This window comes from Coleofasciculus sp. FACHB-542, from assembly GCF_014695825.1.
Classification (GTDB): Bacteria; Cyanobacteriota; Cyanobacteriia; order Cyanobacteriales; family FACHB-T130; genus FACHB-T130.
Window position 1 is genome coordinate 134,344 of the sequence record NZ_JACJPB010000026.1, and the last position, 25,166, is coordinate 159,509.

Below are 25,166 nucleotides of genomic sequence, written 5' to 3' on the forward strand. Positions count from 1 at the left end.
GTGAGAAGAGATTAATGAAGCGAAGTTCCTTGGTATTTTTAGGCAGCCTGGTATTTGCGGCTGCCGGTTTAAGTATGACAACGGTTGCCCCTGCGATCGCGCAAGTTGGACAAACAACGGGCAATCTGCCTTTATCGGGTCGAAATCTGCTCAGCCAAGCAGAAGACGATACCGCCCAGCTGCCAACAGCGGTTGCTGAAGCTGTTTTAAAGGATGCTGCCCAACGGACAGGAATGCAAAGTTCTGACTTAACCATCCTTCAGGTGGCGAAGCAAACTTGGTCAAATGGTTGCTTGGAGTTAGCAGAAGCAGGTGTTGCCTGCACCGAGGCACTGGTTCCCGGCTGGCTGGTACTGGTCGGTAGCGCCAAAGAACAGGGATTTTGGGTTTATCGCACCAACGAATCTGGAACGGTGGTGAAGTGGGATGAAACAGCGACCCAAACCTTGACGGCTCGACTCCGGTCGGAAAGTACCACCACTGGGCAACAGACAACAACCCGTCGCACGGAAACCACCGAGCAAAGGAGTACCGTCCGCACAGAACAGCGGTCTACGGTGGCAATGACCGAATCCGCAGGCAACTTTAGTCTTGCCGTTCTGCAACCCGCAGGCAGCCTCACAGAGGTGATTACTCGCGTATCGGTGAAGTCGAAACAAGGCAACAGCTATTCCCAAGAGCAGTATCTTGGCGACTTCAGATACAAAATCAAGCAAAAAGCGAAGTTTGTCAAAGGTGTGAATCCGGGTGATCGCGTGGTCGTGCGTCTATACGACCAAAATCGCTTGATTGGGTACAGCGAGTTTGAATGCTTGTCTGAAAACGCCGCCGTTAACCTAATTTTGTCAGAAAATCCGTCTGAAACCCGCGTAGTCCGGACTGTGTACGGCATTGATGCCGACATGGATGGCAACATCGACAGCGGTACCACCGCCTACAACTACTACACCCAAATCGACTCTCAGGAACGGGTAACATTCCTGAGCAGCGTCGAGCAAATTAACGTCAGCCAGTTCCAATCGAGCGAGATTTCGACTTCGGCGGCGACTAGCGTTTATTCCAGCTCATTTACCAGCGGTGAATCAATGCTGGCGGGTGAGACGATGAGCGTTTACAGTTCAGGAATGGCTGCCTTATTGACATCAGCTCCCGGTCAGTTGGTGCAGGTGATTGGGGTAGAAGCCGAGAACGCGACCTACGAAGTCAGCCAGCTGCTGGCAAGATATGCAAACGTGGGAGTCACTCGAAACATCCAGACGAGTTTTCCCGATGTTCCGCAGGGATACTGGGCAAAAGATTTTATCGCCCAACTGGCGGAGTTAGAAATTATCGAAGGCTTCCCCGATGGTCGCTTCCGACCGGATCAGCCGGTGACTCGCGCCCAGTTTGCGGCGATGCTGCGGAAAGCGTTTGAGATGAATAAAGTGCGGAATGCGATCGCCTTCCGCGATGTCTCCTCTGATTACTGGGCGTACAGTGCTATCCAAGAAGCCTATGAAATGGGCTTTTTAGGCGCTGTTTCCAGCAATGCATTCAACCCCACCCAAAAGCTTTCTCGTCTGGATATCTTAGTGGCATTGGCAAAGGGAATGAACTACTCTTCTGCCAGTACCACCACCCAGACGCTACTGCAAGTTTACAGCGATGCCGCTAGCATCCCTAGCGACGTCCGCAGTTTGGTTGCGGCGGCGACAGAACGGGGTCTGGTGGTGAACTATCCCAATGTCCAGTCACTCAAACCCAATCAAGTTGCCACCCGTGCAGAGGTGTGTGCTTTCCTCTACCAAGCCTTAGTCAGCACTGGGAAGGCTCAGAACATCGCCTCGCCATACGTGGCGGGAGAAGGTGCGAAACCCCCCACAGTGCGCGAAGTTGATACTCCCAAGCCAGAAAACGTCCCTGGCGATAACCGTGAGGTAGAGGGGAACGAACGAACCAATCAGCGTCAGAATTGCAACCAAGGGGTCGGTAATGGGCCAGAAGGTTGCGATCCAGGCAATTCCAATCGGAACCAGCCCAGTAACGACGAAGGAGCAGGCGCAGCGCCTGGCAGTCCGGGTCGTCAGGGTCGGTAATCGTCGGTAATCGTTAGTCTGACGACTAAAGAAAGCCGCAGCTATCCAATTTGGATACCTGCGGCTTCTATTCGTTCAGCGTTTATGTTACTCATTAGCAATATTATTTCCCTTCTGGTTTACATAAACTTCTCTACTTGGAAAAGGGATAGTAATTTCTTCTTGTTGATAGCGTCGGTGTAATTTTTTGATAAATTTATGCTTGGCAATTCGTTGGTTTAGAAATTCATTAACTCTAAGAAACACTGTAAAATTAATACTAAATTCTCCAAAGTTTTGATATAAGATAAAAGGCTCAAAATCAGAAATATCGGCTGCTAATTCTTGCATTACTTCCTTAGCAACTTCAACCGTTATTTCTTCAACGTGTTCCAAGTCGCTATCGTAACTGACACCTACTTGAATCGGTAAAGTTATTTCTTTCGCTGGTAAATGGTAATTCGTAAAAATGGCAGAAGCCAGTTTTGTATTAGGTACAACGACTAGATTATTTGGCAGTTCTCTAATCACGGTATTCCGCCAAGTGATATCAGTAACGTAACCTTCTTGTCCCGTCTCTAGTTTTACATAGTCGCCAGTTCTGACTTGTCCAGAAATAATCAAATATAATCCTGAAAATAAGTTAGATAGGGTATCCTGAAATGCTAAAGCAACTGCCAAACCGCCAATTCCCAAGGTTGCCAAAATAGGTGTAATGGAAATCCCTAGCGTTTGCAAGATCATCAAGATTCCCAAAACCAGAACGACAATTTTGGCTAGGTTAGATAGTAATGAAGCTGAAACTCCGGGTGTTCTTTGACCAAATATCGTAACAAAACTCGCCGTCAGTCTGGCTAAAACTAAGGTGACAGAATAGAGGAAAATAACAGTCAGAATATTCTGAAAAATGCCAGAAATCCGGTCAGGAATAACCTGATTTAGTTGAAGGGTAAAAATGGCTCCGTAAAAGCCAGCAACAATAAACCAAATTTTGGGGATGCCACGCAGGGAATGAAAAACGATTTCATTCCCTGGCAACCGAGTTTTAACAGCTATTCTTTTGAGTCTAGGAAGAAAAAATTTATCAAAAATTATCCCAACGAGAAATCCGCTAAGAATAAAGGCAATCGGGACAATCCATTGCTTCATGTTGATAGTTTTATCTCAAATCTACTTGTATATGTTATGAGACTGGCGTAGGGGCAACCTTCAGGGTTGCCCCTATCGCAGCTAGACAATTGTAGAGACACGATTTATCTCATCTGCTGGCGCGACCTCTAGAAAAAAGATACAGCGTAGTTACGACAATTGTTGCTTCAACTGATCGATTAACTGTCTCAAATTTTCTGGACTGAGAATGGCTTTCACTTCTATCTGTTGCTGAGTATCCCGCAGAGTTAGGATGTGGTTTTCGCCTTCCTTGGCAGCAAATTGCAATTGGGGATGTTTAAATTCAATCTTTTGATAGATGGTTTCTGGTATCCCTACCCGAATGACCAGTTCTCTTTGAGATTGGGGATAGATATAAAGTTGCTGGCGAAGGGTATCGAGTTCGAGTTTGGTAGGCGTAGTGCTGCGTTCTCGATCTTCGTTGATTTTGCGCCAGTAGAGAGTGATACCGCGAATCTCAGGGATTTGAATCTCAAATACTTCGTCAAAGCGTTGGGGTTCCCAATCGAGTTCGGTAGCATCGCCCGTCTGGGGAATGATTCGCTGTCGCCACGTGATTTTATTGTCGATGAGACTTGCCCACCATTCGCGGATGGTTGCGAAGTTGTTGGTATTGTCAGGATTATTGCTGCCCTGTTCCCAGACGATTTTGTGTTGCATTTTCTCTCTTCTCTCCCCATCGCTTGCTGATTTCTCTTCTCTCCATCCAGTTTAAACTTCCTCCCTTGCCGGGAGTTGCTGTGACACAAAGATGTCGAGGTGTTGTATACGGCGTATCTACAGCGATCGCTCGTTTGCCCTATCTTCAAGTCTAAAACTGGCTGAATCCTGCGCGGGTAAGAGATGCTACGCCAGATTTTGCGATCGCTTCTAAATCTACCTTGAGCAGGTTTCGTCATACACTTTATATTGGTTCTCAGTCCGCGCCAGCGGGCTTTGTTTAAAAGTTCTCGCAACTTCTACTTCCTTGCTTCTAAAGTAGGGTTGGCATAGCTGTGATTTAAATCGCCAGGTATGGTAGCAATATGTTTACTCTTCCGATGAACCTCTTATTTCTTCCTAACCTGGATCTATTTGTTTACCACCTGAGAAACGGCTTGGGAGACGATGCAGAGCAAATCAACCAAAACCAGCTCACGTTTTGGGATAACTTCCCGTTAGAATTGCAAAGAATTCTTGTCGCTGCTGACGATTCAAATTATAACGAGCCAGAATATTTAGAATTATTGCGCCTAGCGGGGGAAACTGAAGCTTATTATACTTTTCAAGCTCGCACTGAAGGATATCCAGTCAAAGGCTTTTATTATCCCGTGCGATTTAGCGATAGTTATGGGCTTTTGTTTAATTGCCATATTAACGATCGAGACTATCTGCAATCTTTTAAATGCTTTCCTACCCTCAAACATCTTGCTGCTGATAAACAAGGCAATCTTGGAAAAACCTGGATCGTGTCTGGGATTTTGCCTCGAAACTGTGAAACCCCTTTAGAATGTCTCGCCCAAGAAGCTTACGAAACTTTGAAGTTTGGGAGATGGAAACAGCAAAAGCCAAACAAAGGAAAATTTTTAGGGGCAACCGTTTTTGAAGTTTGGCTATCTCCCCAGCGTTGGGACATGGAAGAAAATCACCATGTTTTGGTTATCTTTTATCCCGATGTAGCCGCCGAAACTGAAGCTGCTAAATATTCTGAGGTCTGGATGCAGTTGTTTTACTACCGCAATAAAATTATTTGGTCTTATTGTGAAGCTCAGAAACTCAGACAACAATTGCAAGAGAATTTCGGCTATATTTTTCAAGCGGGTGAAATGCTCAAGCAGCTGCCGTTAAAAGAATTGCAGAGAATTTTAGAAGTAAATATAAAAATATTGTCCCAGTATGCTTCAGACTTAAATCATCTAGAAATTCAATTGCACGCGATTGAAACCTATCAGAAAAAATATCAAGAACATTTAAATTACCTGCTTCAAGAAGCTAGCAAATATGGAGAAACCGAGCTGGATTTTCTGGCACAATTTAATCAAATAGTCAAGCAATACGAAATTCAAATTCAACAAGATCGTGCCAGCTTTAGCCCTGCATTGAGAGTGCTAGAAGATGTGATTAACACGATTCGAGGCATCGTCGAGATTGAACAAGCTAAGCGCGATCGCAATCTGGAAAATATTATCGCCGCTGCCAGTCTGGGAGTGGGAACCGCCTCAGTCGCCGCCTCTGCTTCCTCGGCGTTGGTAAAAGATTTTACCCAGCCTTACCCTAACCAAATCGACAACCAACTATCCGCAGTCATCCCCTTGGCGAATCTGGTTATTGTCATCTTGTTCAGTATTGGTTTAGGTTGCCTGGTTAGTGGGTTTGCCTGGAAAATTTTGCGATCGCGTAGCGTCTGAGGAAAATTGCCTCGGAAATCCTCTCTTCCTTTGCCGCTTGGCAGTTCAAAATTTTAAATATGGACTTGCCAATTATTTACCACCCGGATTATGTCGTACCTCTCCCAGAAGGGCATCGCTTCCCCATGCCCAAATTCAGCAAACTCTACGAAATGCTCTTAAGCGATCGCGTAGCGCATCCAGAGCAAATTCATCCGCCCGAACCTCCTCCACTAGCGTGGATAGAACTCGTTCACACCCCAGAATATGTCCGAGCATACTGTGAAGGCACCCTCGATGCCAAAGCCCAGCGAAGAATCGGATTGCCCTGGAGTCCCGCATTAGCAAATCGTACCTGCGTGGCAGTAGGCGGTACGATTCTCACCGCTAAACTGGCACTCAGTCACGGTTTAGCTTGCAATACTGCGGGGGGTACTCATCACGCCTTTCCCGGTTATGGTTCTGGTTTCTGTATTTTCAACGATTTAGCCATTGCTGCCCGCGTGCTTCAACATCTGGGACTGGTGCGTCAAATCCTGATCGTGGATTTAGATGTCCATCAAGGAGACGGTACCGCCGTGATTTTCCAAGAAGATAGCAGCGTCTTCACCTTCTCGATGCACTGCGAAGTTAACTTTCCCGGAACCAAACAACAAAGTGACTTAGATGTTCCTCTCCCGATTGGGATGGAAGATGACGCCTATCTGCAAACCTTGGCAAAATATCTCCCAGATTTGCTCTCACAAGTCAAGCCGGATCTTGTTTTATACGATGCTGGCGTCGATCCTCATGCTGGCGATCGCTTGGGCAAACTCGCCCTCACAGACACCGGAATCTTCCGCCGGGAAATGCAAGTTTTGAGTACCTGTGTGGCACTCGGCTACCCAGTCGCCTGTGTGATTGGCGGGGGTTATGCTGACGATCTTGACTCCCTCGTTTATCGGCACTCCTTGCTACATCGAGCCGCCACCACTGTCTATCATCAGTACCAACTTTGATGCCAGACTAAGGGCAGAGGAGCCATTTCGTCTTCCTCGATACACTTTTTAACGGTAGCGATATCCCGTGTCCGTACTTCGTACTCACCCATCTGAGGAAAAACCCCTTGCTATCAAAAGGCTTTGAAATTGAAATGTATACCGGCACCCCCAATGGTGACATTGTGGGTTTATCCGATCGGATTGTGGCAGACCTAGACGGGTTCATGCGGGAGCCGGATAGCCGCAACGTGGAATATATCACAGAACCCTTTTATTGTTACGACCGATTATTGTGTGCCTTGCTACGCCCTAGACGGCAACTCCGAGAGTATCTAAAACGCCTGGGAAATTACACCCTGATTCCGGGGAGTACGCTGTCTTTAGGCGGCAGCGATCGCTTCTGGCGATCTGACCCTAGCAATCCTTACCACGACTACATTGAGAACACTTACGGCACCAAAGTTGTCACCGCCAGCGTCCACATCAACATTGGCATCAGCGATCCCGAAACCCTGATGCGGGCGATTCGCCTTGTCCGCCTAGAAGCACCCTTATACCTCGCTCTCAGTGCTTCTTCCCCGTTTTTGGATGGGAAAGCCACTGGCTATCACTCGACTCGCTGGGGACTGTTTCCAAAAACCCCAGCCCACGTTCCCTTATTTGAAAGCCACGCCCACTTTATCCAGTGGACGAAAGCCCAATTAGCCGCCGGGACAATGCAAAATGTCCGCCACCTTTGGTCATCCGTGCGACCAAATGGCAACCAGCGCCCCTACGACCTTAATCGCCTAGAACTGAGAATTTGCGACCTAATCATCGATCCGGTTGCCTTGTTGGCGGTTACAGCCTTGCTAGAAGCGCGACTTTTGCAGTTGATTGATGACCCCAGCCTCGATCCCCTAGAAATGAGTCAATTGTCTTCACAAGACTTAATTACCCTGACTGACGCCAACGAAGACGCCGCCGCCCGTCAAAGTTTGGATGCAACTCTGAGACATTGGCAAGACGGCAGACCGATTCTGGCGCGGGATTGGATTGAAGAAATAACCGGCGAAGTTTGGGATCTGTCTAAACAGATGGGCTTTCGCTGTTTCTTGTCACCCCTGAAAAAGATTCTCCGGGAAGGAAATTCGGCTCAGCGATGGTTAAATCTCCAAAACCAAGGTTTTGACACTTCCAGCGTGATGATTGACGCCATTCAAGCGGTGGCAGACCAAGAGCGCGAACTGGAAGACAAATTGTGCGAGAGCCTAGTTGCCTGAAGCACTTGAAGGATCGAGAATGAAGCTTGAAGGCAGAGAATTATCCTAAAGCCTTCATTCTTTATCTTCGATCCTTCCTAGCCCCTGATTTCTTTTTTTGCCTTTTTATGGCTTAATTTATTGGCTAAAAAGAATCATTCGGGAATTAGAATATTTAATCAATTTGATCTGGGTGAGTCATATAACAAATATGTATAGGTTCATGTCTCTTTGGGTATAATTTGAGTTTCCAGCGTGGATTTTAGTGTTAGAGCCAGAGTAATTAGTAAGTCTCATGCCGTTTGTTGTTCTCTACAAGCCGCAAATTCCGCCCAACACCGGCAATATTGCCCGTACCTGTGCTGCCACTGGGACGGAATTGCATTTAGTTGGGCCGTTGGGTTTTGACATTAGCGATCGCTATCTGAAACGTGCCGGTCTGGATTACTGGCCCTACGTCAATCTGCACCACCACATTGGTTTAGAGGATTTTCAGGCATTCCATCAGCAGCGAGGGGGACGATGGATTGGCTTCAGCGTTTCGGGAAGCGATAACTACCTGAAGTTCGAGTTTCGGGCAGATGACTGGCTATTATTTGGTAGCGAAACAACTGGATTACCTCCAGAAGTTCTCGCCCTTTGTGCCAATACTGTCTATATTCCAATGTCACAGCCGCACGTTCGGAGCCTGAACCTTTCTGTTAGTGCCGCAGTCGGTTTGTTTGAAGCGCGTCGCCAACTGGGGATTTTGTCCGGCTGAAGGAGGCAAACAAGTCCTTTGCTCATTGCGAGTTATCAGTCTTTAAGTCAGGTGTTCGCAGATTGAGTTAAAGGTTAGAAATTTTGTTTGACCTTTTATCTAGGAATCTCAAACGTGATAACCGGCAACTGTTTGTGACTATTTATGGCTGAGCTTTCCCCATGACTTCTTGCTCAACACTCGGTGACGAATGACTCTTTTCCCTTTCTTGAGAGAGTTTCTTTTGCGTCCTTCAGCTATCTAGAATACCGAATGAGCGCGGCTTAGATAAGAAATTTCTATGAACAACAGAGTAACAACGGGAAATTGATTGATAGATTTTTTTATCCAAAATCTTTCAGTGCTGAGCCTCTAAAACAACCTCGAATCAATCTTTAGGAAGATTTTTAGTAAATATGCGTCGGTATGCTCTATGCCATTTGTCAGAGTTTTCTCCATGATTCTACGGTTGTTATTCAAGGCAAAATCAGCTTAAAGTCTCATGTTGTAATGGATCAACAGCAGGATGCCAACAACGAAAAAGTTGTTTTCTCAGTCTTCCGGAGTAAAGCAAGTCAAGCAAGTATGTTCCAATATGCACGCCTTAGAAAGGAATACACCATTGACTTGCCAGCTCTTGACAAAAGGCTCCTGATTAACGCAATGATGAAGTCTTCAGCAGGGTGGGTCAAATGTAGGTCGTGCATGATTAAATTTTCCCAGTCATGTAAACTTGTCTAAATCAAAAAAGCAGGGTAATCTTGCCTAGGTATGATTACCGGCAGTGATCCTAATCACTTTTTGATGTGATTTGTCCCATTGACTGGTAAAAAACAATCATTCAGGGACAGTTAAGCGCTCGTCATAAGTAGGAGGTCGTGTTTGAAACGCCCATTCACGCACAAGATTAAATCAGTTCCTTCCTGTGCAGCAGACAAAGATGCGAAAGCGAATCTGTCCGCAGGAAAGCTTTCCGGGGGAGAGTCAGGTTTATTGAAGCCAATTTCTCCAGAGGTTAACCGTCGGGCTCGCACCTCTGCCGCCATGATTGGATTGGCAATCTCAATGGGCACCTCCAGCCTATTGCTGCCGCAACAAGGCGATGAAGCAAAGGCAGCCGATCCGGTCGCCACAGAGCCGACTGTTACCAACGCTCCGGCTGCAACAGATATTGCTGTTGCCGCTCCTGCCTCAAAAGTAGAGCCAGAAACAACTGCTTCAGTCGCAGCAATAAAGCCGGAATCCAAATCTGTCGCTGCTTCCCCAAAGGTAGTAGAGCCGGAATTCACATCTGAGGCCGTTTCCCCGAAGGTGGAGCCGGACGCTAAAGCAGAATCGAAACCAGCACCGCGCGTTAGCGAACACAAGGTGCCGCAGGGCCAGACAATTTGGCAATTGTCGAAGAACTATGAGGTAGAATCTGGCGCGATCGCCACTTCCAACAACATCAAATCCAGCTCAGCTCTTCCAGCTGGACAAGTGGTGAAAATTCCTTCAGTGAACGGTATTGTTCACGAAGTTAAGCTGGGCGATACCGTCGAAAAGCTATCTGAGTCTTATGGTGTTCGCCCGATACAGGTGCAGCAATCATCTGGAGCGACAACATCGGATGGACTGCCGGTGGGTCAATCAGTCACGATTCCCGGCAACGTAAATGAGCTATTAAAAGCAAGACAAGACGCTGCCATGAGCCGCTTAAAGGAGCAGCGGAGCCGCTTGCAGAGCAGTCTGGCGGAGTTGCGGTCTGAGGAGACGACAAAAGCATCTGCTGGTCAATTAGAAGTCACTGAACCAGCCCAAATTGATAGCTCTAAAGCTGCTGAGGTAGAAATAGCTGCTCCTAGAGTGCAAATTCCGGTCGCAGTGCAGATGCCAGGGGAAAACGCCCCCAATCAGGTAATCAACCAAGTACCGTCCGTACCACGCAATATCGCGGTGCAGATGCCAGGGGAAAACGCCCCCAATCAGGTAATCAACCAAGTACCGTCCGTGCCACGCAATATCGCGGTGCAGATGCCAGGAGAAAACGCCTCCAATCGGGTGATTAACCACCTCCCATCGGCACAGGCACGGGAATCGCTAGAAGCATCCCCGCAGCCGATAGGGGTGAATGAAAGCGTACCAATCCTAGTACCGACCGCGACTAACCAAGCGCTGCCAATCCAGACAGTGGCACCCGTACCGATTGCCGTCGTCGAACCTAATGGGGTAACGGCAGATGTTTACCAGGTCAAGGCGGGAGATACGGTGGATGCGATCGCTCGCATTCACGGCGTTTCCAGAGGAGAACTGCTGCGGATAAATCAGTTAGATAACCCGAACATGATTCGAGTGAATCAAGCACTGAAAATCCCGAAAAAACAGACTGTAACTGTAATTCCTGGTTTGAACGCTGCACTTAGACAATCCAAGTCTAATGTTGCTGTACCGAATCTCTCCGTTCCTACTTTGCCAACGGCTGTTCCCTTACCCGTCGCAGCAACACAGGTACGGGTGCAAAGTAGTGCTAACGTACCTATCGTCAAACCAATGTTAGTAGCGGGTAATCCGTTACCCATTGCCACACCCGCTGCCACACCGATTGCCGAGAGGAACCAAACTCAGTCTGCTGGCTTGAAGCAAAACTCTGAGTACAGCACCCAGATTGAGAAACTACGGGAAGACATCATCAAACTACGGCAGCAGTATCGTACCCAGCAAAACGGGGATACCGCTAACTCACAGAACGTTCCGGTTGCTAACATCTCGGTGCCAGTGACTCCCGCATTCGAGCCGGTTGCACCTGTCGTCAACAAACCGTTGCAACGTTCTGAATACTCGACTCCGATCAATCCAGAATTCAGCCCAAATCGTTATAACGAAGCCGTACAAGCAGAAATGCAAAAGCGGCAACGGCAACAACAGCGATCGCAGGCGGCAATCGAAATCAAAGTGCCCCCACCTGCTGCACCACGGGCTAGAACCCAGAAGCCATTGGTGGCAGCAGCGCCCTCCGGAGCGGACACTTATAACCCGACACTCCGGCCCCCCTTCGGGCAACAAGTTGCTCCAGAGTTACCGCCCCTCCCTGGTCCAAATCCCTACCTGCCGGATAGCCAAATCCAATTCAATGGCTACATCTGGCCCTCAAAGGGCGTTTTGACCTCTGGTTATGGTCGGCGCTGGGGACGGATGCACAAGGGGATTGATATTGCGGCTCCGGTTGGCACACCCGTCGTGGCGGCAGCTCCTGGTGTCGTAGTCTATGCACGCTGGAATTCAGGTGGTTATGGAAATCTGGTGGACATTCAGCATCCGGATGGCAGTTTGACTCGCTATGCCCACAACAACCGGCTCCTGGTTCGCGAAGGCGAAGCAGTTGAGCAAGGTCAGCAGATTTCTGAGATGGGCAGCACCGGACGCAGCACTGGACCTCACCTTCACTTTGAGTTACATCCATCTGGAAAAGGAGCTATCAACCCAATAGCTTTGCTACCTCGACGCTAAAAAAAGGCAAAAGACAAAGCAAAAGACAAAAGAAAATATATTTTCTTTTGTCTTTTTTCTTTTCTTGCGTGAGGGATAGCAATAATCACGCCAGTATGCTAGGATGATAAGGTTGTTCAAGAAAAATTGGCTCTGTAGCTCAGTGGTTAGAGCAGGGGACTCATAAGCCCAAGGTCGCAGGTTCAAATCCCGCCAGAGCCATTTTAAAAGTTATATATAGCAAGAGTTTCAGGCAAATAGCTACAGACATAAGGTAGCTTAAGCCTGAATTTTTTTGTTTTGACTATTGATTTTGACTATGAATCGACTATGATTGGTTAGAGCTTAGGTCTTAATAGTCAAGGCAATAATAATGAACACAACACAGAAGGCTTCTAAGGGTTCTGTAGGTATTGAGTCTTTTCAAGAACGATTACGGCTCAGATTACCTAGACAACTTTATGGGGGTAAGCAAAAATACTTAACGCTTGGGCTATCAGATACGCCAGAGAATCGCAAGGCAGCAGAGGGTAAGGCAAGGCAGGTAGAGCTAGATATTTTAGCGGGTTACTTTGACCCTACGTTGGCTAAATACAAGCCTCAAACTCATTTAACGTTGCTGAACCCTAGTGAAGAGTCTCAGAAGCCTCTAGCGCTTGCTGAACTATGGGATAGATATACAGAATTCAAATCTACCCAGCTAGAAAAAACAACAATTCTACGGGATTACGGGAAAATTCAAAAGCGTATTCAGAAGCTACCGACACAAGACCTCAGCAAAGGAGTAGAAATTCGGGATAGTTTACTTAAAGCCTATTCACCCGAAGTTACTAAACGGACACTGAAACAATTCAATGCCTGCTGTAATTGGGCTGTACGTTCCAAGCTGATCAGCTCTAACCCTTTCGATGGCATGGCGGCTGAGATTATATCTAAAACAGCCAGTAGCAGATCCAGAATGTCTTTCACTAAGGAAGAAAGAGACGCTATTATTACAGCTTTTGAAGACAACACTTACTCATCTAAGTTTTCACCAGTTAGTCATTCATACTACGCAGCATACGTTAAGTTCTTGTTTCTAACGGGATGCCGTCCCGAAGAAGCAATTGCTCTAAAGTGGAAACACATACAAAACAATCGTATTGTCTTCTGTGAAGCAGTAGCAACAGACCTAAAAATCCGGAAGTCTACAAAAACTCACGTTATCCGTACTTTACCGATTAATACACAATTACAATATCTTCTGGATGAGATTAAGCCAGAAGAGGTTAGTCCTGAAGCATTAGTCCTTCCAGCGAAAAATGGTAAAGAACTTGACGCACATAATTTCTTAAACCGAGTTTGGAAACCTGTTGTGCAAAACCTAGTCAAGGCTGCAAAAGTTAAGCAGTATCTACCTCAGTACCATACACGTCATACATTCATTACAATGGCTCTAGAAGCCGGTGTAAGCGTCGTACAGGTATCTAAATGGGTCGGTAATAGTCCGGAAATAATAATGAAGCATTATGCTGGCACCATTCGACAAGTACAAGTCCCTGAATTCTAAATTTCACTAATATCTAAAAGCCAGAGAGGATAGTACAGGCGCTACTATCCTTTTTTATTACTCAAAATAGCCGATATTTTAGTGTTTTTGGCATACAGAAATTGCTGGGCGATGTTTATATCGTCTAATTAATTTAACCTCTGAAAAGCATTAAATTTGAGGATATCATCTGAAATTCTAATAAGTTATGTTCGTATCAAATATCAATAGGATAGTAGCTATGTTCTACTGTCCTTTTTTTATTTTTAAAATCCCTTTAACTATTGCGAAATATGGAATTGATATGCTTAATCATATTTATTCATTATGATTAAATATAAGTTATAATTATCTAGTAAAGACTATTTATTAAAGATTTTTATGAAGAGAAGATTACTATCAAATTGGAAACCAATTACAACAGCAGTTCCAGTTGAAACTATTGATAAATTGAATATTTTTGCAGACAACGAAAAAGTTAGTCGTGCAATAGTTATTAGGGCAGCCATTGATCAATATTTAGCAACTAATGCAGGCAGTAAATAAAATTTTCTACTATTTTTTATATTCAACAATTTTATAGGAGAATTTAGAATGTCTAAAAATGTCAATGATTCGGAAGCTAAAAGGGTATCTATTCAATTAAATATTGAAGATTATCAAGCTTTCAAAGATAGCGCTAAAGAGATTAATGTAACTGTATCAAAACTACTAAAAGACCTAGCTTTAAAGCACATTGAGAAACGTCGGTGGAAGAATATAAGCTTGTTCTAGAAAAACAGGCAATAAAAAACCGTTGAATATATAATCAACGGAATCAATTATGTGTTTTATTTTTAACTTTAATTTTTTTTAAACTTATAGGTAAATAATAGCATGGAAATCAAAACATATTCAGACACTAATACAAATACATTAAAATCCACAATTGCAGAAGGACATAATTCAGGATTATTAGTAAACCAGGAAACTGAGAATGAAAGCATATATGAAAAAGCATATAAAGCTCTATATAAAGATAATTTTTGGATTTGTTTTCAAGGAAATCTTTATTACTGGAACGTAAATTATTATAAACGTGCTGATATTAAAGCAGAAGAAAAACGAATTCTTGATTATTTAACTACAGGTAATATCCCTAAAAAAGATGTAAAACCTAAAGTAGTAACAGACATTTTGAAATGGACTAAAATACGTTCTTATATCTCTCCTGAACAAATTAATCCACCGGGTATAAATTGTACTAATGGAGTAATAGAAATTATCTGGGATGGAGATATACCTGAATTTCAAATTGTCAAACATCATCCAGAGAAACATTATTATATCTACGAACCATCTTTTGCTTACAATCAAACTGCTGATAGTAAATACTGTGACCAGTTATTAGAGTGCTTAGATCAAGATCAGCAAGATATTTTCTTAAAGACTATTGCAGCTTCTATAGATTTGAAAGTTGTTAGAAAACATAAAGGTAGAACAGTAAAAGCACTACTACTCAAAGGTAATGGCTCTAACGGAAAAGACTCATTAAGAGAAGTAGTAAACCTTTTCTATGGTAAAGAGGCACTAACAGGTTGTTCATTTCAAGATTTTAAACAATACGATACTGGTAGAAAGTTTCCTCTAGCTAAATTATCTCGTAGCAAAGTAAACTGGTCTAGTGAAAATAGCGATATTATTCAACTAGACAAACTCCAAAGCTTAAAGATGGCAATTACAGGAGAATCAATAGATATTGAACTGAAAGGAGAAATGGAATATTCTATTAATTCTAATGCTATATTTCTATTCAACATTAACGATACGCCTAATCTTACTGCTAATACGGAAGCTATTTATTCTAGATATGGAATTCTTGAATTTACCAAAACTTACAAAGAGAATCCAGAGAAAGGAGAATTAAAGGCAGATTCTAGATTTAAGTACGATATAGAATTTTTAAAAGCTGAAGTTTTACCAACTTTCTTAAATAAGTTGTTGATATATCTTCCTAAGTTAATGACAGAAGGAATTGATTATTCATGCACTAATCAAGTTTTAGATGAAGTTAGAGAAAAAGCAAATCACCTGTATTCTTTTGTTAAAGATACTGGTTTGCAATATGAATCAAATTCAAAGATATATATAGGCGACATTTACTCTAAACTTGAAACCTGGTACAAAAATAATGGAATATTGACCGAGAATGAAACAGGTACAAAAAAATGGAGCGACTCAGAAATTAGTACAGATAAATATATAAAAGCACCTAAACATTTAACAGGCAGAATTTCAGAAATTTTTCCTGATGCTAAAAAAAATAAAGACAAAAATGGATGTTATTTTGAAGGAATAAATTTTATCGATTTTGAATAGAATCAATTGATGATGCTAAAAATATTTTGATGATGCTAGGTGAAGCTACGTGATGCTAAACGTGACGCTAGAACCCTTATCAAGTAAGGATTATGAGGCTAGAGCTATGTTTTTTAAAAGTTGTTGAAAAATTTATTTAATCTAATAAGTACAACTGTAATAAGCATATAAAAAAATCTTTATAGATTTGATTAAAAACACCTTTTAGCGTCACTTCCTTTATACAGCAAGGTTTTTAGCGTCACCATAGCCTCATTTTAGAGTCACTGTAGCTTCATTCTAGAGTCATAAATTAAAAGCCAGAATATATATTCAGGCTAAATTAAAAGCGTTTGAAAATAATAACTAATAAAAAATTTAACTAACATATATAACTTAACAGGATCAGACTATGAGATTTTTAGGTATTCAAACAAACAACAATCGAAATAAACAACGAGAATCTACAGCAGAAAGGAAGAGAAGAATACAAAGAGACAGAAATTTGAGAGCTAATACAAGAACAGCAAGACAAATATCATCAGAGACTAGAGCATGGATTACTTTACTTCGTTAGCATCCTTTCAACTAAGCTTCATTAATTCTGCATACAGTACAGTTGTAATAACATACACTCTGGACAGTAGATCATGATCTCTACACTCGGATCTGCTGTAGAACGTGTGTGAATTTCTGAATATGAATAGTACGTATTACACTTCAACCTGTCTTATGAAGCTTCTGACTGTCATTCAGGAGACATACACACATAATCTCTAATAGTTACTGTGAATCTTTATCGAGCCGGTACACATTTACCAGAATTACAGGACTAATCTCATAAATGCATGATCTTCTATTGCTTTGTACACATTTCTGTGATGTGTGTCTGTACGATCTTTAATTTCTACATATATTCCTCAGTTTTCTATATAGAACATCTGGACTATCCTATATCTCGATCAGAATTCTAGACACTCCAATCAGATTTCCTGTACTTCTGTCATTTTCTCCATAACTTTAACTTTATAGCTTATGAACTGTGTAATCTTCTATATTGCATACACTACCGAACTCTAGATCATGCTCATCATGCAGGATTTACAGTTGTACTAAGCGTTGAGCAGCCCTACAACAGCAGTAAATTCTATAGGTATGTATCTTATTACACTTTCAACCTGCCTTTATGAGCCTTCTACCTGCCATAAAGAGCATTTACCCATGTCATCTCTGATAGTTCCTGTATGCATTGCTTAATTCTGCATAGATCAGAAATTAAACGCACCTTACACAAAGTAAATGATATCAATCATTAATATTTGTGATTGATATCACAAGGTTGAATAGTAACTGTAACTTCTAATTTGGGAATATTACTAAAAGAGGTACTACAGAGGTTAAGTTAATGAATGCTTTCCAAATAGTTCAGCTTTATAAGGCAGGTAAGACTGCATACAAAGCAGGTAAAGAAGGTAAGAAAATTTATGAAAAACTGCTTCACGGAGGTAAAGATCGTGTAGGTGAAGTTCTAATTAGAGATAGCCGATATCATCTTTGGGAAGTGAAAGTACGCCAAACAGGTAAGCGAGGAAGATATCTCAAAATAACTTCCGAATTACATGGAGACAAAATTCTCGCATCAGCAGATAACTACAAGATCGGAAAATATCTTTCTATTACATCAGAAGAATGGGAAGTATTTGCTATATGTACAGAGCATGATAATGATGATGAGAAAATTAATAAATGCGCTCAGGATATTCTCAACAGACTTGTGAAATAGAACAATAAACCTGCTTTATCTCTGCTTATACTTAACTACCGAGAATGGCTTTTTAAACACTAGATACTTAATAGAACTTCAAAGCTATTCTGGATGTTATATGATTGACTAACATCTTGCTTAACTTATAAATGGTATATATATGATGGAAGTTTTTGCTACTAAACAGTTAACAGATTTTGAATTAGAAGTAGCTCAATATTTAGCAGGATTACCTTTTCCTGGATATTCTTTAATAGATTTTACATATACTAATCCTTATAATCTAGATCTTTATGAAATTGATTGTGTTGTAGTTTATGAGCCAGGAATAATCTGTTGTCTTGAAGTTAAGGGTTATAAAGGTATATGGACGGGCGATCTTAATTCAAAATGGAAATCAGACAATAAACTTATTAAATGTAGTAATGGAATCAATCCTTATCAACAGGTTCTAAGCTATACTTTTAACGTTTTAAAAAACCGCTTAAAAACCCCATTTATTCATTCATATATAATTGTTCCTGATGAAGCAACAGTCAAGATTAAAGAAATTCGAGTTGATGAAAACAAGGATAAAGCTTATATTTTTCATTTATCTAAACTTAAAGAATCCTTTGATGAACTAAAGGATAGACAACCTAAAAACATTAATTTAGAAGGTATACTTCATGAACTTCTTAATAAGAAATTAGAGAGAGTTAAACACGAATGTTTCGTAATCGAGCCAGTAATCGAGCCAGTAATCGAGCCAGTAATCGAGCCAGTATGCCCTATTCGGTTTGAGCCTGTATCTTTATCGCCTAATCATTTTATTAAAGAATTGTTTGATGAGAGGCAAAAGCTTTTAGCGGGAGACATTGGTAAAGGACATCGTGTACTATCAGGAGTAGCTGGATCAGGAAAAACCCTTATTTTACTTACTCGTGCAAAAAAACTTGCAAAACTTCATCCTGAATATAGAATATTAATTCTTTGCTTTAATATCTGTTTAGCTTCTTATATAAAGGCTAATTTGCATCCTACAAATCCAAATCTTGAAGTTTACTACTTCCATGAATGGGTGAAATCTGTTTCTAATTTGGACTACTCCTCAATTCGGGGAAAATTGGGATACAATTTAAATCAAGAATTAGATCGCAATCCTACAAAAGAAGAGATTGAGGAAAGAATAGATAAATTTTTAGGAGAAGAACTATTAATAAAAATTCAAGGAAGTGAATCAAGCTTTAAATGGGATGCTATTTTAGTCGATGAAGGGCATACTTTTCATCCCAGTTGGATCAAATGCTGTGTAGCAGCTTTAAAAGATCCTGAAAACAGCGATCTAATGATTGTTGTAGATGTGAATCAAAAAATTTACAAAACTCCTGATTTTTCTTGGTTATCAGTAGGTGTTAAAGCTCGTGGTAGAACGATTACAAAAGACTTTTATTTAGATAAGAATTATCGAAATACGCAGCAAATACTCTCTGCTGCATGGACTATTGTGCAGCCTTTACTTGCGTTAGAAAAAACTACTAAAAATGATTTTCTTTCAATCATTCAACCTGTAGCTAATCGTCAAGGCTTACATCCTGTTCTTCATATTGCAGATTCACCCAGTACAGAAGTAGACTTTCTTATTAAGAAAATTCAAGAACTTCATAAATTTAAATATGATTTAAGAGATATTGCCATTCTATATCGGTGGAGAAGAAAACAAGAATGTCCCATTTTTAAAGAAATGATTCGGCAGCTCGGTAAACTTGGTTTAGATACTTATTGGGTAACGGAAAATAATCAATCAAAGAAACAATATAACAATATAATTCCTGGCGTAAGGATTATTACTACTCTTTCTTCTTTAGGTTTAGAGTTTAAAGTAGTTCTAATTCTATGGTTACAACAATTTGATGATTGTCTTTCTAATGAAACTGAGCCAGCCATTCTCGCTCGAAGACAGCTTTATGTAGCAATGACTAGAGCGCAGGATGAATTGTATTTATTCGGCTCTGGCAATTCAGCTTTAATAGAAGAACTCAAACAGAGTAGCGCTTTTGAAGTTTCAAATTAGGAATCTTTTTTATTTTTAAGTCTTTTCTTTCTAAGTGTTACTAGAGAGAATTCATGGGTTGTTGTTATCATACAGGACAAATAAATAAACCATCTGTCGAAAAAATATTAAGATATTGGAGTTCCTATGAGTGAATGTCGTGTATGTTTGAATTTACCTCAAGCTGGTGTTAAGCTTTGTCCAGTTTGTAATTGGGATTTAAGCATTTACCCGCTTTCTCCTGATGGTCTTAAACAAGAACAAGAAAGTAGGATTTCTTGGTCAAAAGAAGTTTGGGAAGAACTTATACTTCTTAGAGAAAAACAATGGCTGTATGAGTTGTTATTAGAAGAATTTCAAGATTTAGCAAGAGATTTGGCGGTGGAGTTAGCCAAAGAGCGGGTAGAGGAATTAGAAACTGAATTGTCTCAAAAGTTGGATTTATTAAATAATAAATATTCTCAAAAATTAGATAAAGTAAGTAAGGAGAACGAAGCTTTGCAAAATGAAGTTAATGAAAGTAAAGAATCTAGAAGAAAAAAGAATATATCTATTGATAGTTCCTGTAAGGATTATGCTGATTCAATTGGAAAAAACTATTATATAAATTTGCCTAAAACGATCGGAGAGGGTATTGAAAGTTGCACTAAAAAGAAAAGTCAAGGTACAGATGGTCAAGCTTATTGGTTTAGAAGGGCTATAATTCATTATGTTGTAGTAGAACTAGGATGGTTTGAGCGAGGCAGCTAATTAAAGTGCCGCTATTTTTTCTTTACTATGTCAGCTATTCTTAGTGGATAAATACTCTACATTCAATGCTTGATAGTGTATTTTTCTTGCCTTTGCTATTACTCTTATAGTGAGTCTTTTTCTTATAACTGTATATAGTTGAGATGAGTAAAAAAATACTATAGTTTCAAGTAATACTATAAATATTATTATTTATTAATGTATTGCTTATAATTACTTAAGTTATCTATGAAATGCGACTATTCATAAATCATTTATATATTTATGTATAACAGTATGTTCTACTTTTGTATGCTAATTGTAGATATTGTGTTTGTATTTAATTTCAATAGTATTGTGTTGAAAGCTTGAATTAGCGTTGTTTACATCAGTTGTATGTGTCTTTCCATAGCAGAAATTGTAAAATTACATCTGCTATATGTTTGTAGTTATAGAGCTATTGGATTTGTATATGATTAGCACTCAAGAAGTGATGATCATGAGTATAAATATAGGTATTGACTAGGATAGTTAGCTATAGTATATGATCCACCCTTAAGCCATAGTTCTGTTAGCGCTATCTGTATTCCCTCTAGAATCGTCTGTAAGCACGATAAGCAGGATTCTCTTTACAGACGGCTTACTTGACTAGGTGCATACATCTAGCAGCTACTACGCAGGCACATGAACGAGCATGATCCTAACGAGGAGTGGAAACAACAAGAAACTGTAATTGCTGTAGAAGGCGATACTACGGGAGAATGGAAGTATGTTACTTACCCAAATTGGGATGAAGCAATGGCTGCTGTAGAGGATGCAAAAGATAAAGGTAAAGCAGCAGTTATCTATTCAGGTGCCACATTGCCCGTTCCACCAAAGTTTTGACTATGAAATGACTATGTATTAGGTTGACTATTTTTGACTATTCATAACTTACAAGGGATTCAGCCATTATTACAGGGGACTCATAAGCCCAAGGTCGCAGGTTCAAATCCCGCCAGAGCCATTTTAAAAGTTATGAAAAGCTAGGACTGAAGAATGAGTAGGCTTGCGATTGTACTCATTCCTCGGTGCTAATCAGTCAGAGTAGTGCCGGATGAGTTCGGCAACAGACCAAGCTTGAGCGATCGCCCCTTGAGCTGCATGAGGCGGATCGCCATCAAAAATTTCCGAGACCGAACCTAGGCAGGCTGAGGACTGCAAGTGTTCAATCATCGGCTGCCAATCAAAAGGGACGGGTTCTGAAGCGTAGAAGCGCCTCCTAGCTCGAATAAAGGGGCCAATCAGCCAGCTCCAAACTGTGCCTTGGTGGTAGGCGCGATCGCGATATTGAGAATTCCCAGCATACGTCCCCACATAGCGGGGATCGGCGGGGTCGAGACTGCGGAGACCGTAGGGTGTCACTAAGCGATCGCCTGCTACCTTGAGGACAGACCGCCCTTGCTCGGTAGGAAACCCGCAATGATAGAGCGAGAGCGCCAAAACTGCATTCGGACGAATTGTGGGGTCTCGCACATCATCCGGTGCGATCGTATCGTAGAAATATCCCAGCGTCGGATTCCAGAACTTTTGCAGCGATCTCTTCACCTGTTGCGCCTGCTGAATATAGCGTTCTCGCTGGTTAATCCGCCTCTGTGAATTCGCGCCTCCTTCCCTTAATAACAATTCTGCCCATCGGCTAGCCCAGCACAAAGCAGAGTACCAGAGAGCATTAATTTCTATAGGTTTACCCCGACGAGGCGTTACCGGCTGACCATCAACCACCGCATCCATCCAGGTAAGCGCCACTCCTGGCGCATCCCAGGTAACTAGCCCATCCGTGGCATCAATCCGGACATTGTACAGGGTGCCAGCCATAAAGCTTTTGTAAATCTGCCGCACCACAGGATATTGCTGAGCCAGAAAATCCCAATCCTGCGTTGCTTCTAGGTAAAGACCCAAAGTTTCAATCCACCACAGCGCAGCATCAATACTGTTGTAAAATGGCTCAGCTCCAGTATCTGGAAACGCATTCGGAATCAAACCATTCCGACAATAGCGCCCAAAAGTTTCCAGCAGTCCCTTCGCTAACTCATAGCGCCCAGTCGCTAAAGCTAGTCCTGGTAGAGCAATTAGCGTATCGCGTCCCCAGTCATTAAACCAGGGGTAGCCAGCAATCACAGTCGGGCCAGCAATGGAAGCGCGGTAGACAATAAATTGATCGCCTGCTCGCAACAGCTGCTGCCAAATATCATTGACAATGTCATTGTCAATGTCATTGTCAATGGTTGAGGGTTCGTTGCCATGAACCCTCAACAAGGGACGGCGAAGCGCTTTCAGTCGTTGTTGCTCAACCTGCACTGCTTGCTCAAAGTCTAGGGAACTGAGCTGTGATTGTTTGGAGTTGCATAATCCCACTTTCGCTTCTAGGGTGAGGGAGTCTCCCGGTTGTAGGGGCACTGTCAGATATCCTGGGCTGTAAAGGTCTTCCTTGTCGCCCAATCCCCGCCGCTTCTCTTCTGGATAGTAATAATGCCAATACCAAACGGTGTCTGGTTGATAGCGACCCTTACTCCAACGCAACTGCCAGGGAGTCCCAGTCCAGTCAGGACGCATCCCTTGCAAGCAAATTTGCTTTTGACCGACTAATTGCGAGAAGGACAATCCGGAAGCGCCGGATTGCTGGTGGTGAAAGTCGCGATCGCCAATTACCGGGCGTAACCTCAGCGTAGCGAACTCAGTGCCTTCATAGCGGTACTGAATCAAAATCCGGTGACAAAACTGGGGAGTGCCTAATTGCTCAGTCTCCTTCCCGCTACCTATGCTCTGTGAGCTACTTTCTACTAAGCCATAGGGCATCACCAGCTGCCTGCTTAGCTGCCAGTTATCTTCACCCCAAACCCAACGGGGAAAGGGGTCAATGTCAAAAGAACGCAATAACTCGTAGCCCAAAGGGTCAATTTTTCCATCTATCCAGAAATTCGTCCCCAGTGCAAATACCCGTCCTCCTACATCCAGACTGGCATCCAGGTGAGACAGTAATAAAGTGCGCTGACTCGGCGGATCGAGGGCGGCAATTAACCAACCGTGATAAGTCCGAGTCCGAGCATCACAAACCGTTCCACTGGCAAAACTTCCTAACCCGTTGGTGAGCAGCCACTCGCGCGTATCCAAATTCTTCATTCCTACTCAAACTCGTTATGAGTATGATATAGTTGTTACAGTTCGTAAATGTGCCGTCGTTGCGTCTAGGGTAGACCTCAACTAGATTACCCTTGACTCAGCACGAGTCAATGCAAAATCTATTCCATTTAAGGAGAATCTATTCATGACCCACCACACAGAAGGCTGTCTTCGGGTTGGACAAACCGCCCCGGACTTTACCGCAACCGCTGTGGTCGATCAGGAATTCAAGACCATTAAACTGTCTGACTATCGTGGCAAATATGTAGTCTTGTTCTTCTATCCTCTTGACTTTACATTCGTTTGTCCTACAGAGATTACAGCTTTTAGTGACGCTTATCCAAAATTTCAGGATCTCAACACTGAAATCCTTGGCGTCTCTGTAGACAGTGAATTTTCCCACTTGGCATGGATTCAGACAGACCGCAAGTCCGGCGGCGTTGGCGACCTAAACTATCCCCTCGTTTCCGATATCAAGAAAGAGATTAGTGCTGCTTTCAATGTCCTCGATCCAGAGGCAGGCATTGCACTCCGGGGGCTGTTCATCATTGATAAAGAAGGCGTGATTCAGCACGCTACGATTAACAACCTGGCTTTTGGTCGCAACGTCGATGAGACTCTGCGGACGCTGCAAGCAATCCAGTACGTACAAACTAACCCCGACGAAGTTTGCCCCGCTGGTTGGCAACCCGGTGACAAGACGATGGTTCCCGACCCCGTCAAGTCAAAGGTCTTCTTTTCTGCCGTCTAACTTCCTAGTGTCGAGTTAGTTTCAGAACTGATTCAGTTTTGAATTAATCAAAAACCCCAACACAAGATGTATTGGGGTTTGTTTTTTTAGGCTTGCGATCGCGTTAACTCCTGTAACGCTGCTTGCACGATATCTAGATGCTGGTGATTGTATGCGATCGCTTTTTCATAATTTCCCAAGGCACAGCAAGCATTGACTAGCTTGACTAAAAGCTGCTCCTCTCCTCGGTGGTCTTGGATTTGCCGTACAATAGCTAAACTTTGCTCGTAGCAATCGATTACTTGGTTATATTCGCCTAAAGAATAGTAAGCACTTCCGAGACTTCTTAGAATTAAATCTTCGCTCTGACGGTTTTGAGTTGCTCGTGCAACTACCAAACTCTGTTGGTAGTATTCTACTGATTTAGCGTACTTTCCCAAAGAAGAATAAATACTTGCCAGACCTGTCAAAGCCGTCATTTCTCCACGACGGTAATAGAATGCTCTTGCAAGAGTCAAGCTCTGTTGTTTATACTCAATTGCTTTGGTGTATTCTCCCTGAAAATCGTAAACAAGTCCTAGACGTTCCAAGGCTGCAATCTCCCCTTGGATGTCTTGCCTTTCTCGTGCTATTACCAAACCTTGTTGTTGATATTCAATTGCCTGATTGTAGTCTTTCAAGGCACAGTAAGTAAAACTCAACCTTGCTAAAGCAAACTCTTCTCCTTGTCTGTCTTGAATCTCTCGTGCAATTACTAGGGCGTGTCATCAATTAGATAAGCTAGAGCAACAGAGAGAAGAAAAGGCTGAGCAATGACACGACGGTATGCCCTGCGCGATGACCAATGGGAGCGGCTCAAAGACTTGTT

Annotated in this window: 19 protein-coding genes, 1 tRNA gene and 1 riboswitch; of the genes, 16 read left to right on the forward strand and 4 right to left on the reverse strand. The window is 42.6% G+C overall.

The window, feature by feature from the left end:
• The first annotated feature begins 14 nt into the window (after window positions 1-14).
• Entirely contained in the window at window positions 15-2,075 is a 2,061-nt protein-coding gene (locus tag H6F52_RS25670; RefSeq protein ID WP_190533732.1) for an S-layer homology domain-containing protein, read from the forward strand.
• Window positions 2,076-2,162: 87 nt separating this feature from the next.
• Here the strand turns inward: H6F52_RS25670 and H6F52_RS08595 are convergent, their stop codons facing one another.
• Together H6F52_RS08595 and H6F52_RS08600 are read right to left on the reverse strand one after the other, a co-directional pair.
• Window positions 2,163-3,203 (reverse strand): mechanosensitive ion channel family protein, encoded by a 1,041-nt coding sequence (locus tag H6F52_RS08595; protein WP_190533734.1) that lies wholly within the window; start codon window positions 3,201-3,203, stop codon window positions 2,163-2,165.
• A 150-nt stretch (window positions 3,204-3,353) separates the two neighbouring features.
• Window positions 3,354-3,884, reverse strand: coding sequence for a hypothetical protein (locus H6F52_RS08600; protein ID WP_190529150.1), 531 nt, complete (start codon window positions 3,882-3,884; stop codon window positions 3,354-3,356).
• 365 nt (window positions 3,885-4,249) lie between these two features.
• Between H6F52_RS08600 and H6F52_RS08605 the strand changes: the two genes are divergently transcribed.
• The 14 genes from H6F52_RS08605 to H6F52_RS08670 all read left to right on the forward strand — a co-directional run bounded on the left by H6F52_RS08605 (window position 4,250) and on the right by H6F52_RS08670 (window position 21,291).
• A complete protein-coding gene (locus H6F52_RS08605) occupies window positions 4,250-5,611 on the forward strand; it encodes a hypothetical protein (protein ID WP_190533737.1) in 1,362 nt (453 codons plus the stop codon).
• Between the two features lie 59 nt (window positions 5,612-5,670).
• On the forward strand, window positions 5,671-6,588 hold the full coding sequence (locus H6F52_RS08610) for a histone deacetylase (protein WP_190429743.1): 918 nt from the start codon (window positions 5,671-5,673) through the stop codon (window positions 6,586-6,588).
• A gap of 737 nt (window positions 6,589-7,325) precedes the next feature.
• Window positions 7,326-7,410, reverse strand: a riboswitch (cyclic di-GMP riboswitch).
• Window positions 7,404-7,832: a hypothetical protein gene (locus H6F52_RS08615; RefSeq protein ID WP_190429744.1), complete on the forward strand. Its 429-nt coding sequence runs from the start codon at window positions 7,404-7,406 to the stop codon at window positions 7,830-7,832. (Overlaps the previous riboswitch by 7 nt.)
• Window positions 7,833-8,106: 274 nt before the next feature.
• Window positions 8,107-8,571 (forward strand): tRNA (cytidine(34)-2'-O)-methyltransferase, encoded by a 465-nt coding sequence (locus tag H6F52_RS08620; RefSeq protein WP_190533740.1) that lies wholly within the window; start codon window positions 8,107-8,109, stop codon window positions 8,569-8,571.
• An 861-nt stretch (window positions 8,572-9,432) separates the two neighbouring features.
• Entirely contained in the window at window positions 9,433-12,036 is a 2,604-nt protein-coding gene (locus H6F52_RS08625; RefSeq protein WP_190533743.1) for a peptidoglycan DD-metalloendopeptidase family protein, read from the forward strand.
• A gap of 128 nt (window positions 12,037-12,164) precedes the next feature.
• A tRNA-Met gene (locus H6F52_RS08630) sits at window positions 12,165-12,237 on the forward strand.
• A gap of 151 nt (window positions 12,238-12,388) precedes the next feature.
• Window positions 12,389-13,564, forward strand: coding sequence for a site-specific integrase (locus H6F52_RS08635; protein WP_190533747.1), 1,176 nt, complete (start codon window positions 12,389-12,391; stop codon window positions 13,562-13,564).
• 360 nt (window positions 13,565-13,924) lie between these two features.
• Window positions 13,925-14,089 carry a CopG family transcriptional regulator gene (locus tag H6F52_RS08640; RefSeq protein WP_190533750.1) on the forward strand — a complete coding sequence of 55 codons (165 nt, stop codon included), beginning with the start codon at window positions 13,925-13,927 and terminating at the stop codon, window positions 14,087-14,089.
• A 48-nt stretch (window positions 14,090-14,137) separates the two neighbouring features.
• Window positions 14,138-14,317, forward strand: coding sequence for a hypothetical protein (locus H6F52_RS08645; protein WP_190533753.1), 180 nt, complete (start codon window positions 14,138-14,140; stop codon window positions 14,315-14,317).
• Between the two features lie 102 nt (window positions 14,318-14,419).
• The gene (locus H6F52_RS08650; protein ID WP_190533756.1) at window positions 14,420-15,901 is read left to right on the forward strand and encodes a DUF5906 domain-containing protein; all 1,482 of its coding nucleotides are present in this window, start codon (window positions 14,420-14,422) and stop codon (window positions 15,899-15,901) included.
• 1,384 nt (window positions 15,902-17,285) lie between these two features.
• Window positions 17,286-17,663, forward strand: coding sequence for a hypothetical protein (locus H6F52_RS08655; RefSeq protein ID WP_190533758.1), 378 nt, complete (start codon window positions 17,286-17,288; stop codon window positions 17,661-17,663).
• Between the two features lie 142 nt (window positions 17,664-17,805).
• Window positions 17,806-19,698, forward strand: coding sequence for a nuclease-related domain-containing DEAD/DEAH box helicase (locus H6F52_RS08660; protein ID WP_190533760.1), 1,893 nt, complete (start codon window positions 17,806-17,808; stop codon window positions 19,696-19,698).
• Between the two features lie 126 nt (window positions 19,699-19,824).
• Complete coding sequence (locus H6F52_RS08665) at window positions 19,825-20,427, forward strand: hypothetical protein (protein WP_190533763.1); 603 nt, start codon at window positions 19,825-19,827, stop codon at window positions 20,425-20,427.
• Window positions 20,428-21,090: 663 nt separating this feature from the next.
• On the forward strand, window positions 21,091-21,291 hold the full coding sequence (locus tag H6F52_RS08670) for a hypothetical protein (RefSeq protein WP_190533767.1): 201 nt from the start codon (window positions 21,091-21,093) through the stop codon (window positions 21,289-21,291).
• 192 nt (window positions 21,292-21,483) lie between these two features.
• On the opposite strand, the gene H6F52_RS08675 is transcribed toward H6F52_RS08670, so the two are convergent.
• Window positions 21,484-23,568 carry an amylo-alpha-1,6-glucosidase gene (locus H6F52_RS08675; protein ID WP_190533770.1) on the reverse strand — a complete coding sequence of 695 codons (2,085 nt, stop codon included), beginning with the start codon at window positions 23,566-23,568 and terminating at the stop codon, window positions 21,484-21,486.
• Window positions 23,569-23,713: 145 nt separating this feature from the next.
• Between H6F52_RS08675 and H6F52_RS08680 the strand changes: the two genes are divergently transcribed.
• The gene (locus H6F52_RS08680) at window positions 23,714-24,319 is read left to right on the forward strand and encodes a peroxiredoxin (protein WP_190533772.1); all 606 of its coding nucleotides are present in this window, start codon (window positions 23,714-23,716) and stop codon (window positions 24,317-24,319) included.
• Between the two features lie 86 nt (window positions 24,320-24,405).
• On the opposite strand, the gene H6F52_RS08685 is transcribed toward H6F52_RS08680, so the two are convergent.
• Window positions 24,406-24,999 carry a tetratricopeptide repeat protein gene (locus tag H6F52_RS08685; RefSeq protein WP_190533776.1) on the reverse strand — a complete coding sequence of 198 codons (594 nt, stop codon included), beginning with the start codon at window positions 24,997-24,999 and terminating at the stop codon, window positions 24,406-24,408.
• Between the last annotated feature and the right edge of the window lie 167 nt (window positions 25,000-25,166).